We start from the raw sequence: 13,495 nt of genomic DNA on the forward strand, positions 1-13,495 counted from the left end.
AGATCTCTCGTTACCCGCGGTCGAAAAAGGTCGAAAAAGCCCGCCCCCTGTCACCGGAAGTGACAGGGGGCGGGCTCGCACACGCCGTGCGGGGGAGCGACTAGTCGCCGTTGCCCGGCGTCGGCGTCGTCTTCTGAATCTGCATCAGGAACTCGACGTTCGACTTGGTCTGCTTCATCTTGTCGAGAAGCAGCTCGATCGCCTGCTGCTGGTCCAGCGCGTGCAGCACCCGGCGCAGCTTCCAGACGATGCCCAGCTCCTCGGCACCGAGCAGGATCTCTTCCTTACGGGTACCGGACGCGTCCACGTCCACGGCCGGGAAGATCCGCTTGTCCGCGAGCTTGCGGTCGAGCTTCAGCTCCATGTTGCCGGTGCCCTTGAACTCCTCGAAGATCACCTCGTCCATGCGGGAGCCGGTGTCCACGAGCGCCGTGGCCAGGATGGTCAGCGAGCCGCCGTCCTCGATGTTGCGCGCCGCACCGAAGAACCGCTTCGGCGGGTACAGCGCGGTGGAGTCGACACCACCGGACAGGATGCGGCCGGAGGCCGGCGCGGCCAGGTTGTACGCACGGCCCAGACGCGTGATCGAGTCCAGCAGCACGACCACGTCGTGACCCAGCTCGACCAGGCGCTTGGCGCGCTCGATGGCCAGCTCGGCGACGGTGGTGTGGTCCTCGGCCGGACGGTCGAAGGTCGAGGAGATGACCTCGCCCTTGACCGACCGCTGCATGTCGGTGACCTCTTCCGGACGCTCGTCGACGAGGACGACCATCAGGTGGCACTCGGGGTTGTTGTGCGTGATCGCGTTGGCGATCGCCTGCATGATCATGGTCTTGCCGGTCTTCGGCGGGGCCACGATCAGACCGCGCTGGCCCTTGCCGATCGGCGAGACCAGGTCGATGATCCGGGTCGTCAGCACGCCCGGGTCCGTCTCCAGGCGGAGGCGGTCCTGCGGGTAGAGCGGGGTCAGCTTGTTGAACTCCGGGCGGCCGCGGCCGTGTTCGGGCGCCATGCCGTTGACGGAGTCGAGGCGGACCAGCGCGTTGAACTTCTCGCGGCGCTCGCCCTCCTTCGGCTGCCGGACCGCACCGGTGACGTGGTCACCCTTGCGCAGGCCGTTCTTGCGGACCTGGGCGAGGGAGACGTACACGTCGTTCGGGCCGGGCAGGTAGCCGGAGGTCCGGATGAAGGCGTAGTTGTCGAGGATGTCCAGGATGCCCGCGACGGGGATCAGGACGTCGTCCTCGGCCAGCTGCGGCTCGGCGGCGATCTCGTCGCGGCCACGGCGGCCACGGCGGTCGCGGTAGCGGCCGCGACGGCCACGGCGGCCGCCCTCGAAGTCGTCGTCGTCCTGCTGCCGGTCCTGGCGGCCGCCCTGCTGCTGGCCCTGCTGCTGACGCTGCTGGCCGCCCTGCTGGTCGTCGCCCTTGTTACGGCGGTCACGGTCACCGCGGTCACCGCGCTCGCGGTCGCCACGGTCGCGGTCGCGGCCGCGCTCACGGCGGTCGCGGCGGCCACGGCCCTCGCCGTCACCGGCGTCGCCGCGGGCCTCGCCCTGCCCCTGCTGCTGCGCGGGCGTCTCGGCCTTGGGCTCGGCCTTCGCCTCGGCGGCGACGGTCTCGGCGCTGCCGGCGGCCGGGCTGCCCGCCTCGGCGGTGGCGCGGCGGCGACGGCGCTCGGTCGGGGCGTCGTCGGAGGCCGGCTGGCCGGGGATCTCGATCTGCTGCTGGGCCACGGCCTTCTCGGCGGGCGCCTCGGCCTTCTTCTCGCCGTCGGCGGCCTCACCCGTACGGGCCTTGGAGGTGGCCCGGCGCTTCGGCTTGGTCTCGGCGGCGGCGTCGGCCTTGGGGGCGGCTCCCCCGGCGGCCTGCGCCTCCTTGATGACCTCGATCAGCTGGCTCTTGCGCATCCGCGCGGTGCCCCTGATGCCGAGGCCCGAGGCGACCTGCTGCAACTCGGCCAGCACCATGCCCTCGAGGCCGGTACCGCGGCGCCGCCGGGAGCCGGCACCGGTGGCAGGCGCGGAGGCGTCCGTGGCGGGCGCGGCAGCGGTCTCCTCGACACGTGCGCCCATCAGATCGGTGGTGTCGCTCACGAAGGGTCCTTCCCTGGAGCGGACGTCGGCCTGTCTGGCTCGGCGACCGGTTGTGCTGTCCGACTACGGTCCTTGCTTTCGGTGAACCGTGCCGGGGCGGTGGTCCGCCAAAGCGGCGGAGGAAATGTGCGGTGATGGCGCTTCCGCGAGCCGTGACACCTGGTGTCACGTGGCGTGGCAGCACCTGTTCCGGAGCGTGCCCGGCGGCCCGCTCAGTGCTCGCATACGACGTACTGCCCAGGTACGGCGCAGGGAACACGGAGTGGCGCGGGAGGCTCCCGGAAGAATGTCTGTCCCGGACGGGGACACAAAGCACCTCGCCATGGTGGGGTCGGGTGCAGACTTGAGATTAACACTACCGGATCCAACAAACATTCCCCCTCTCCAAATCCGGCAACCGTGTGCTTTCAGCTGTCGCCGGAGGTGGCGAGCGGCAGCACGCTCGCTCCCTGCATATCGAGGTCCAGCCGGTTGGCGGCCCAGCCCTCGCCCGCGAGGTGCGACACCTTGTCGGCGCTGGCGGCGTCGGCGAGGGCCATCACGGTGGGTCCGGCACCCGAGATGACGGCCGGGATCCCGTCCGCCCGCAGCCGCTCCACCAGCGCGGCGCTGTCCGGCATGGCCGGGGCGCGGTACTCCTGGTGAAGGCGGTCCTCGGTGGCGGGCAGCAGCAGCTCGGGGCGCCTGGTCAGGGCCTCGACGAGCAGGGCGGCGCGGCCCGCGTTGACGGCGGCGTCGACGTGCGGCACGGTGCGCGGGAGCAGACCGCGGGCGGTCTCGGTCAGAACCGGCTTTCCGGGCACGAAAACCACCGGAACGATGGAATCCGAGGGCTCCATCCTGATCGCCCGGGCGGCGCCGGCCTCCATCCAGGAGAGGGTGAAACCGCCGAGCAGACAGGCGGCCACGTTGTCCGGGTGCCCCTCGATCTCGGTGGCCAGCTCCAGCAGGGCCGCGTCGTCGAGCTTGGCTTCACCGCCTATGGTCACCGCGCGCGCGGCGACGATGCCGGCGCAGATCGCGGCGGAGGAGGAGCCGAGGCCCCGGCCGTGCGGAATGCGGTTGGCGCAGACGATCTCCAGGCCCCGGGGCTGTCCGCCCAGCAGATCGAAGGCGGTGCGCAGGGAACGGACGAGGAGGTGGCTCTCGTCCCGCGGGAGGGTCTCACTGCCCTCGCCCGCGATGTCGATGTGCAGCCCGGAGTCGGCCACCCGGACGACGACGTCGTCGTACAGCCCCAGCGCGAGGCCCAGGGCGTCGAAGCCCGGACCCAGGTTGGCGCTGGTGGCGGGAACGCGCACCCGGACGGCGGCGGCGCGGAACGCTGGACCGGCCATCGCTCGTTGACTCTCCTTGAGCTGCGTGACGGTGGAAGACATTCGATGCGTACGGGGAGACCCTCTGGCCGCGCAGACGGCGCGGCGTCACCCATATGCGAAGACATATGCGCAGGGAGGGTTCGGTACAGCCTATCGAAGGAAGGTTCTGTGGCGACATAGGGCGCACAGGAGGCGCACGATGCGTGTCGTCAGCCCCCTGTGCACCCCTGTCAGGGTAGTGCCGGTGCTCAGCCCAGGCCGAGGCGCTCGGCCGCGGTGGCCGCGTCGACCGGGACGGTGACCGGCTGCGGGGCGCCGGCGACGGCCCAGTCGGGGTCCTTCAGGCCGTTGCCGGTGACGGTGCACACGATGCGCTGGCCCGGGTCGACCTTGCCCTGCTCGGCGGCCTTGAGCAGACCGGCCACGGAGGCGGCGGAGGCGGGCTCCACGAAGACGCCCTCCTGGGCGGCCAACAGCCGGTAGGCGCGCAGGATCTCACGGTCCGTCACCTCGTCGATGGCGCCGCCGGACTCGTCGCGGGCCTTCAGGGCGTACTCCCAGGAGGCCGGATTGCCGATGCGGATGGCGGTGGCGATGGTGGACGGGTCCTTGACGACCTCGCCTCGCACGATCGGGGCACTGCCGGAGGCCTGGAACCCCCACATGCGAGGGGTCTTGCCGGCGATGCCGTCGGCGGCGTACTCCTGGTAGCCCTTCCAGTAGGCGGTGATGTTGCCCGCGTTGCCGACCGGGAGGACGTGGATGTCGGGGGCGTCCCCGAGCATGTCCACGATCTCGAAGGCGGCGGTCTTCTGGCCCTCGATACGCACCGGGTTGACCGAATTGACCAGCGCCACCGGGTAGTTGTCGCTCAGCGAGCGGGCGAGGGTGAGGCAGTCGTCGAAGTTGCCGTCGACCTGGAGGATCTTCGCGCCGTGCACCAGGGCCTGGCCCATCTTGCCGAGGGCGATCTTGCCCTGCGGCACGAGGACGGCCGAGACCATGCCCGCGCGCACCGCGTAGGCGGCGGCGGAGGCGGAGGTGTTGCCGGTGGAGGCGCAGATGACCGCCTTCGCTCCCGCCTCCTTGGCCTTGCTGATGGCCATGGTCATACCGCGGTCCTTGAAGGACCCGGTGGGGTTGGCCCCCTCCACCTTGAGGTGGACCTCGCAGCCCGTGCGCTCGGAGAGCACCTGCGCGGGCACGAGCGGCGTGCCGCCCTCGCGGAGCGTCACGACCGGCGTGCTGTCGGAGACCGGCAGCCTGTCCCGGTACTCCTCGATGATTCCGCGCCACTGGTGGGTCATTGCTGGTTACTCTCCTTCAACCCGCATGATGCTGGCGACACCCCGCACGGTGTCGAGCTTGCGCAGTGCCTCGACGGTCCCGGTGAGGGAGGCGTCGGAGGCCCGGTGGGTGACGACGACGAGGGAGGCCTCGCCGTCCTTGCCCTGCTGCCGAACCGTATCGATGGACACCCCGTGCTCGGCGAAGACGGTGGCCACCTGGGCGAGCACGCCCGGCTTGTCCGCGACGTCGAGGCTGATGTGGTACCGCGTGACGACGTCACCCATCGGGGAGACGGTCAGCGCGGCGTACGCCGACTCGCCGGGCCCGGTGGAGCCGCTGAGCCGGTTGCGGCAGACGGCGACGAGGTCGCCGAGGACCGCGGAGGCGGTCGGGGAACCGCCGGCGCCGGGGCCGTAGAACATCAGCTGCCCGGCGGCATCGCTCTCCACGAAGACCGCGTTGTACGCGCCGCGCACGGAGGCGAGCGGGTGGCTCAGCGGAATCATGGCGGGGTGCACGCGCGCGGTGACCGACGCGCCGTCCTTCGAGCGCTCGCAGATGGCGAGCAGCTTGATGGTGCAGCCCATCTCCTTGGCCGAGCGGAAGTCGGCGGCGGTGACCTCGGCCATGCCCTCGCGGTAGACGTCGTCGAGCCGCACGCGCGTGTGGAAGGCGATCCCGGCGAGGATGGCCGCCTTGGCGGCGGCGTCGAACCCCTCGACATCGGCGGTCGGGTCGGCCTCGGCGTATCCGAGGGCGGTCGCCTCGTCCAGCGCCTCCTGGTAGCCGGCACCCGTGCTGTCCATCTTGTCGAGAATGAAGTTGGTGGTGCCGTTGACGATGCCCATCACCCGGTTGATCTTGTCGCCGGCGAGGGACTCGCGCAGCGGGCGGATCAGCGGGATGGCACCGGCGACGGCGGCCTCGTAGTACAGGTCCCGGCCGTGCTCCTCGGCGGCGGCGTGCAGGGCGGCGCCGTCCTGGGCGAGCAGGGCCTTGTTGGCGGACACCACGGAGGCGCCGTGCTCGAAGGCGGTGGTGATGAGGGTCCGGGCCGGCTCGATGCCCCCGATGACCTCGACGACGACGTCGAGGTCGCCGCGTTTGACGAGCGCGGTGGCGTCGGTGGTGACCAGGGCCGGGTCGATGCCCTCGCGGACCTTGCTCGGCCGCCGTACGGCGACCCCCGCCAGCTCCACCGGGGCGCCGATCCTCGCCGTGAGGTCGTCGGCGTGCGTCGTCATGATGCGCGCCACCTCTGAGCCGACAACCCCACAGCCCAGCAGCGCCACCTTCAGCGGACGCGTACGCATCATCCGACCTCGTTTCCTCATACCGTCTACGGTTGGACCAGTCTCACTCACCGGACGGGAGTTTCTCCCCTTCGTCCGGATCCTGAGACATGTATTTCATTTGTACGGGGCCGCAAGACCGCAGATCTTCCAGCCCCGCTGCCGGGCCCGGCGGACTACCCGACGTCGAGACGCAGGAGGTCCTCCTCCGTCTCGCGCCGGACGATCACCCGGGCCTCGCCGTCCCGCACCGCCACCACGGGCGGCCGGAGCACATGGTTGTAGTTGCTGGCCATGGAGCGGCAGTACGCGCCGGTGGCCGGTACGGCGATCAGATCGCCCGGCGCCAGGTCGGCGGGCAGGAACGCGTCCTTGACCACGATGTCGCCACTCTCACAGTGCTTGCCGACGACACGGGCGAGCATCGGCTCGGCCTCGCTCGTCCGGGACACCAGAGCAACGCTGTACTCGGCGTCGTACAGAGCGGTCCGGATGTTGTCGGACATGCCCCCGTCCACGGACACATAGGTGCGCAGCCCGTCCAGCGGCTTGACGGTGCCGACCTCGTAGAGCGTGAAGGCGGTCGGCCCGACGATGGCGCGCCCCGGCTCGACGGAGATGCGCGGGGTGCGCAGCCGGGCGGCCTCGCACTCACGGGTGACGATCTCGGTCAGCGCCTTGGCGATCTCGTGCGGCTCACGCGGGTCGTCCGCGCTGGTGTACGCGATCCCGAGGCCACCCCCGAGATCGATCTCGGGCAGCTCGACCCCGTGCTCGTCCCGGATGTCCTTGAGCAGCCCGACGACCCGGTGGGCGGCGACCTCGAACCCGGACATGTCGAAGATCTGCGAGCCGATGTGGGAGTGGATCCCGATCAGCTCCAGGCCGTCGAGCTGAAGGGCCCGCCGTACCGCCTCCGCGGCCTGCCCGCCGGCGAGCGGGATCCCGAACTTCTGGTCCTCGTGGGCGGTGGCGATGAACTCGTGCGTGTGCGCCTCCACGCCGACGGTGATCCGGATCTGCACCCGCTGCCGCCTGCCCAGGGACTGCGCGATGTGGGCGACCCGCACGATCTCCTGGAAGGAGTCGAGGACGATCCGGCCGACCCCGGCCTCCACGGCCCTGCGGATCTCCGCCTCGGACTTGTTGTTGCCGTGGAAGGCGATGCGCTCGACGGGCATCCCGGCGGACAGGGCGGTGGCCAGCTCGCCGCCCGAGCACACGTCCAGGTTCAGCCCCTCCTCGTGCAGCCACCGCACGACGGCACGGGAGAGGAACGCCTTGCCGGCGTAGAACACGTCGGCGTCGGGCCCGAAGGCGCTGCGCCAGGCACGCGCCCGGGTGCGGAAGTCGGTCTCGTCGAGGATGTAGGCGGGGGTGCCGAACTCCTCGGCGAGCCGCACGACGTCGATGCCCCCGACGCGGACGACACCGTCGGCGTCGCGCTCGACCGTCTGGGACCACACCTTCGCGTCGAGGGCGTTGAGGTCGGCGGGCGGCGCGGAGTAGTGGCCCTCGGGAAGGACATCGGCGTGACGGGGCCCGGCGGGGTGTGCGGAACGGCTCATGACGTGGGTCTCTTCTTGGCTCAGAGGTATTCGGGTGCGTCGATGCCGAGCAGGGACAGGCCACCGGCCAGCACCGTCCCGGCGGCTTCGGCGAGGGCCAGCCGGGCGCGGTGGGCGGCCGAGGGTTTCTCCTCACCGCGCGGCAGCACGAACGGCAGGAGGGGCAGCGCGGCATCGGCGACGGTCACGAGATGCCGGGCGATCCGGTCCGGGGCACGGTGGGTGGCGGCCGCGGCGAGGATGCGGGGGTGGTCGGCGAGGGGGGTGAGCAGGTCGCGGGCGTCGGCGGGGCCGGGGACGGCGCCGAACCCGAGGCGGGCGGCGTTGCGGCTGAGGGACCGGACGCGGGCATGCGCGTACCGCACCCGGAACAGCGGATTGCTCTCCCGCTGCACGAGGTGGTCGGCGGTGATCCGGGGCCGGTCGTGCGGGGCGGGATGCAGCAGCGCCCACCGGGCGGCGTCGGGGCCGAGCGGGGCGGGATCCTCGGGCGCGGGCACGGGCCGCAGATCGGCCGGCTCCCCGTGCTCGACGACGGCCCGCCCGCCCTGCGCCGCCACGATCCGTACGACGGCGTCCGCGACGACCTCGGCCCGCACCTCGTACGGCACCCGCAGCACCAGGAACTGCCCCGCCAGGGCGTCACCGTGGCCGTACCCGGCGCCGTGGCGCAGGATCTCCTCGACCAGGCCGGTGACAGGGTCGGCCAGCGCGTCCAGGGTGATGTTGAGGAACCCGGGGCCGGTGACGACGACGTCCCGGACCCCGGCCTCGCCGACGAGCCGGGTGCGCAGGATCTCGGCGACCCGCCCCGGCGGCTGCCCGGCCGGCCGCGCGAGCTGGAGGGCGACATTGGTCGCGAAGTCCCCGCATCCACCGGGCCCCGGCTCGGTCACGACGACCCGCTCGGGCACGGCCACCGTCAGCTCCCCGTCGGCAACGGCACGGCGCACCGCGTGCAGCACGGTGCGGGACAGCTCGACGGGGGTCACGGGACAAGCCTAGGGGAGGAGACGGGGGGCACGGCGAGCCGGTTTCCCCTCGCAGGACGGCACCGGCGGCCCACACCGAACGGACCCTGCCCGCACCCCCTCCCGGCCGAAGGAATTCCCTCCACCCCCGCTATCCGCCGAAGGAAATCCCCCCGGGGACTCCGTCGGCGACCCCGTCGTCGTCCCCGTCCGCGTCATCGCCCCCGCTCCCCCTGGCCCCCCGCCGCCCCTCGATGAGCTGCTTGACGAGCCGGACGAGTTCGGTGGGTTCGAAGGGCTTGGCGAGGAAGGCGTCGACGCCGACGTCGAGGCCGGCCTCGAATTCGTACTGCGTGCAGGCGCTGATGATGGCGAGGGGCAGGTGGTGGGTACGGGGATCGGCGCGCAGCCGGGCGGCGGTGCGCAGGCCGTCCAGCCGGGGCATGACGACATCCAGCGTGACGACGTCGGGCATCACCTGATGCACCACATCCAGACACTCGGCACCATCGGCCGCGGTCACCACCTCAAGCCCTTCCAGCTCGAGGTTGACCCTGATCAGCTGGCGGATGACCTTGTTGTCGTCGACGACAAGCACCCGACCCGACGCCCCTGGCACACCTCGAGAGTAGGTCCGCCCCGGCCACCGCGTCCGGGTTTTCCCTACTTCTGCCCCGTAGGGGGGATGGGGGTGGGGAGAGGGGGGTCCTTCAGGCTGGGCGGGGGGCACCTCCGTGGCGGGCAGGGGGCGGAGGGGGCCGGGTTGGCGTTCCTCCGCGCTGGGAAGGGACCCCATCGTGCCGGGCTGGGGGCTGCCCTGCGCTGGTTAGGGGCCCGGTCGTGTCGGCCGAGCTGGGGGTCCTCCGCGGTGGGCGAGGGAGCCGGGCGTGCCGGGGAGGGGCTCTCGGCGCTGGGGAAGGACCCGGTCGCGCCGGGCGGGTGGTCCGTCCACGGCGGGTGGAGGACTTCTCCACGCCGGGTAGGCGACGCCTCCTCAGCCCGACCCTGGAAACGGGTTCCTGATCACCCCGCCGGACCTGCTAATGTTCTACACGTCGCCGCGAGCGAGAAGCTCCGCAGCCGACACGCCCCCGTAGCTCAGGGGATAGAGCAACGGCCTCCGGAGCCGTGTGCGCAGGTTCGAATCCTGCCGGGGGCACCCAGTATGAGGTGCCCAAAGACCCCGTCACCAGCGGAAACGCTGAGGCCGGGGTCTTCGCGTTTGTGCAGGCATGTGCAGCGCTGAGCGGCCCTAGGACAGGGTCCGTGGACTATTCGTGGACAGGTTCTTGGGTCATCGGCCAGGTCGGCACCCAAATTGCCAAACCCTGGACCATCGACCGAACCGGCACCTACCTGGCCCAATACCCAGGGGCCATCAGGTGAACAGGCCGGCCCGGTGTCCAAGCACGAGAGGTCAGCCTGAACCTCTGTCGGGTGCGAGGTGAGAGCAGCAGAACCTCAGCTCTGTTACCCGCACCTTCCGCACGGCTCATCGTGTCGACAGCGATGAGCCGTTTGCCTTCGCCGATCGGCGTGAGGGGCACGATCCAGTCGACGGTCGGCGGCCATAGGTACTGAGCGCGGTGGCCGCAGCGGCGGTCCAGGCACTTGAGTCAGCTCAGGGGCACGTCCACTTCGCGAAGTCGGGATCCCGATCACACGTGCACCACAGCACCAGGTACCCCCGGCCCCGGGGCTGCGGCGCGGCCACATTTAGATCAGCGTTTGAAAAAGATCATCGATCGGATCGCTGGGCTGCCCAGAAGAGGGAACATCCTCCTCATCGAGCCGGCTCCTTTCATACTCATCCGGCTCTGGTTCATCCCACTCTGCGTCGCCGAAATCTAGGTTCTGAGCAACCTCGTCCTGAAGCATCGACAGTCGGTCCGCGAGAGCGACTGGCTCAATCGATTGATGAAGTTCAAAATCTAATAGCGCTTCTCGCAACAAGGAGAGAGAATTTTCACATTCCGCAACATTGTTTACTCTCCCAGCCTCCGCCCAGTCCCACTGCGAGGCAAAAGACGCGAAGCGTCGCCGTAGTCCTTCCTCGCTTCGCTCGGACCAGCGTGACGGATTGATTCCGAGGTCCCGAAAAACAGAAAGTGCCGACTGGAAGTGCTCAGGGTGCTCCAGTACTTCCAGCAACACGGAGGCGGCAATGTCACGGGCCGCAATGACCTGCTCCTCTACGCTTTCATACCGGCACAAATATCGCATGAGAGGGAATTCGCGCCGCAAAAGCCCCACGCCGGTCTGACCGATACGCTCGGTGAGCATCTGCACGATGCCAGCCAAAGACTGTTCCCCAAGGAGGCTTCGGCCATATTTATGGTCGAGAATCAGCATAACAAGATGCCGATTCCCGACAGAGACCTCCCGGCGAGTTGCAACTCCATAATACCTGGGGCTATCCACCCAAGTGCACGATTCTGCGGACCTCAGTCGCACCAGTGCAGCCATCACGAATCTTTCATGGCCGGGAGCGAGCCGAGGCAGTTGCCGCGTCCGCTGTGCAACCCCAAAGAACGCATCGAATTCAATTCTGGAGATCTGAGCCTGGGAAGCCTCCCCGAGTTCCCAGAGCGCAAGCGTTTCCGCTTGCTCGAAGAAGAGACATCCATGGGCCATCTGATGGATTTCGTCCGGATGAGTCGACAGGTATGACGAGATATAATCAATAAAGGAAGGGTTGGCCAGTTGGACGAGCGTTGCGCGGTTCCTCGGGTGAAATCCGTTCGCCTGATCATCTAGCGCCGCATCCGCAGAAACCTGAATGAAGGTGCCTTCCAGCTTCTTGAGGAGCAGCCTCATCTTATGCAAATCCGTACGTTGCCGCCCGTCAACGCACTCGTATGAGTTAAGTGCGCGGTGCAGGTCCTTGAGTTCGACTCGAGTACGGATGGTGGCCAAGACCAGCAGCAGGCTCCTCTCCGCCGCAGAGAGCTGGCTCTCAAAAATGCGCTCCCACAGCTCGCGAGGATCGTCAAGCGCGTTCAGGGCGTATTCGAAGAAGCCTCTGTCGGCGACTCCAGAGTCTCGAAAGTTTTTCGTGACCAGCTCGATGATCCTGGGGTTGAAGTTGGCATGCCGAATGACGTCCATGTACCTCCTTTCCTTCAAGACCGACTCACGGGCATCCTCAGAGAGTTCAGCGAAGTGGATGTGATTATAGAAGATTCTCGCCTTTTGTTCGGCGGTGTAATGTGAGAGGTCCAGAATCACCTTCCCCTCAGCCAGCGCTCGCGACTCGTGTAGGCGCTCATGAACTTGTCGCGCCTGCTGGAGGATGTACTCGCGTGTAGTCATGATCAGGATTTTGTCGGCCACATCGCGAATACGCTCAGTTAAATCAATCAGTCTACTGTCCTCGTTCTTGTTCAGATTGTCGAGGAGCGAATTCTGACCCAGGAAATCGTCATACAGGAATACTTGCCTAACCCCCGGCTTCCACACCTTCTCGATGTCTGTCACGTCGCTGGAAGCAGAATGCACTTCCCAATCATCCGAAAGAAACTTGACGAGCAGCATCTCGGCGAGAGTTGTTTTACCGATTCCCGGCTCTCCAGAAATCACGCAGACATGATGTTCTTCCAGTATCCTCAACGAATCCGGGTACGCTTCGCTATGCACATAAAGCTTGCGCCTCTTGACGATCCGGTCGACAAGTCCTGAGCTCCTCCAATATAGATCAGAGTGCAGAAGGCGGTCCAAGACGGCACTCGAAGTAATCCATAGCTTGAAGTTATTTATCTCCACTTGAGGGTGCAGTCTCAATAGGTTATCGAGATCATCTACTCCCCAAATATCCTCAACTCTCAGCCGCACTCCGGCGAACATGGTTGCGATTTCTTGCTTGTTCTGGCGTGTCAGTGAAGCCGAGGTAGCCAGAATGTAACGACAGGAGAACCGGTCACCGATCTTCTTGGCCTCGGTTTGAAGCTGACCCTTGATCTGCGCAAAAGTCCGTCCCGGCGTATGCTTGCATTGCGCAATGAGGGTTTCCTCGCCGTTTCGATGAAGGCGGATGTCGACCCCTCCATCCCGGCCTGGCGGAAACGTCTCCATGCGCGCCCCACGACTTGCCTGGAGGAGATCCCTCACCAGGACTTCGAAATCGTGAGGAGAGAGATCGCTGTAGTTGCGGGCCATGCGGCCAGTATCCCTATGCGTCTCGCTGCTGGAGCCCGCTTTACAGAAGACCCTTCCCTGATCGACGGCGGGGCCGCACAGCCCGCTCCTCTAGATGAGCGGCGAGTGATCCGCGAGCGAACCTACGGAAGGGATCACATCGGGCGAAGGCGTCGCCGCCGTGGTACGGCCGGGATGAAGAAGCCGGACAGGGCTACGCCACGGCGCCATGCCGGCACCCTGTCGCGAAACGTCGTACCGCCGAGGTCGAGGAGGAAGCCAACCGCCAGCAGCGCCGGGTAGGACGACATCACGAGGGCGCCGTAGCCGTCGGGGAGTGTGCCGGCCGGGGTCCGGCTGGCCGAGCAAGTCGAGCAGGGGCTGAACGGGGGTGCTGCCGGCGGCCGGGCGCCGGCTCCTCGGCAGCCGGCTCAGGTCTCCGCCGGCGGTGTCCACGACGCCACCAGGTCCAACAGGCCGGGGAAGCGGGTGTTCAGGTCTTCCGTGCGGACCTGGCTGCGGCGTTCCAGGCCGTACTGGCGCTGGCGGGTGACGCCCGCTTCGCGGAGGGCCTTGAAGTGGTGGGTCAGTGAGGACTTGGGGCGGTCCAGGCCGAACCAGCCGCAGGGGTGGTCGAACTCCTCCGACTCCAGGAGCAGTTTGCGGACGATGCGCAGCCGGAGCGGGTCGCTGAGTGCGCCGAGCACGGTCTCCAGGCGCAGGTCCTCCACGGGCGGCTCGGGGAGGGGGGCAGGACGCGGGTGCGGGTCCGGCATGGGCACTTCCTTTCTCCTGTACGAGTTCGATCGTACTACGTGCTAGGTTC

At 68.2% G+C, this 13,495-nt stretch carries 9 protein-coding genes and 1 tRNA gene; 1 reads left to right on the forward strand and 9 read right to left on the reverse strand.

Annotated elements, in window-relative coordinates:
* Positions 1 to 100 precede the first annotated feature (100 nt).
* The 7 genes from rho to ACWCV9_RS06415 form a co-directional block, all read right to left on the reverse strand.
* The gene (gene rho, locus ACWCV9_RS06385) at positions 101 to 2,095 is read right to left on the reverse strand and encodes a transcription termination factor Rho (RefSeq protein WP_450784531.1); all 1,995 of its coding nucleotides are present in this window, start codon (positions 2,093 to 2,095) and stop codon (positions 101 to 103) included.
* Positions 2,096 to 2,502: 407 nt separating this feature from the next.
* The gene (gene thrB / locus ACWCV9_RS06390) at positions 2,503 to 3,432 is read right to left on the reverse strand and encodes a homoserine kinase (RefSeq protein ID WP_450784532.1); all 930 of its coding nucleotides are present in this window, start codon (positions 3,430 to 3,432) and stop codon (positions 2,503 to 2,505) included.
* Positions 3,433 to 3,662: 230 nt separating this feature from the next.
* A complete protein-coding gene (gene thrC / locus ACWCV9_RS06395) occupies positions 3,663 to 4,721 on the reverse strand; it encodes a threonine synthase (protein ID WP_450784533.1) in 1,059 nt (352 codons plus the stop codon).
* 6 nt (positions 4,722 to 4,727) lie between these two features.
* Positions 4,728 to 6,020: a homoserine dehydrogenase gene (locus tag ACWCV9_RS06400; protein ID WP_450784534.1), complete on the reverse strand. Its 1,293-nt coding sequence runs from the start codon at positions 6,018 to 6,020 to the stop codon at positions 4,728 to 4,730.
* Between the two features lie 152 nt (positions 6,021 to 6,172).
* Entirely contained in the window at positions 6,173 to 7,564 is a 1,392-nt protein-coding gene (gene lysA / locus ACWCV9_RS06405; protein WP_450784535.1) for a diaminopimelate decarboxylase, read from the reverse strand.
* Positions 7,565 to 7,584: 20 nt separating this feature from the next.
* Positions 7,585 to 8,556, reverse strand: a complete 972-nt coding sequence (gene nrtL / locus ACWCV9_RS06410; protein WP_450784536.1) for an ArgS-related anticodon-binding protein NrtL — start codon at positions 8,554 to 8,556, stop codon at positions 7,585 to 7,587.
* Positions 8,557 to 8,686: 130 nt separating this feature from the next.
* Entirely contained in the window at positions 8,687 to 9,265 is a 579-nt protein-coding gene (locus ACWCV9_RS06415) for a response regulator (RefSeq protein WP_450784537.1), read from the reverse strand.
* 357 nt (positions 9,266 to 9,622) lie between these two features.
* Between ACWCV9_RS06415 and ACWCV9_RS06420 the strand changes: the two genes are divergently transcribed.
* Positions 9,623 to 9,694 (forward strand) — tRNA-Arg (locus tag ACWCV9_RS06420).
* A gap of 557 nt (positions 9,695 to 10,251) precedes the next feature.
* On the opposite strand, the gene ACWCV9_RS06425 is transcribed toward ACWCV9_RS06420, so the two are convergent.
* Both ACWCV9_RS06425 and ACWCV9_RS06430 read right to left on the reverse strand, forming a co-directional pair.
* Positions 10,252 to 12,690 (reverse strand): nSTAND3 domain-containing NTPase, encoded by a 2,439-nt coding sequence (locus ACWCV9_RS06425; protein WP_450784538.1) that lies wholly within the window; start codon positions 12,688 to 12,690, stop codon positions 10,252 to 10,254.
* A 410-nt stretch (positions 12,691 to 13,100) separates the two neighbouring features.
* The gene (locus ACWCV9_RS06430; RefSeq protein WP_450784539.1) at positions 13,101 to 13,445 is read right to left on the reverse strand and encodes an ArsR/SmtB family transcription factor; all 345 of its coding nucleotides are present in this window, start codon (positions 13,443 to 13,445) and stop codon (positions 13,101 to 13,103) included.
* Positions 13,446 to 13,495 lie beyond the last annotated feature (50 nt).

Source organism: Streptomyces sp. NPDC001606 (genome assembly GCF_053596835.1).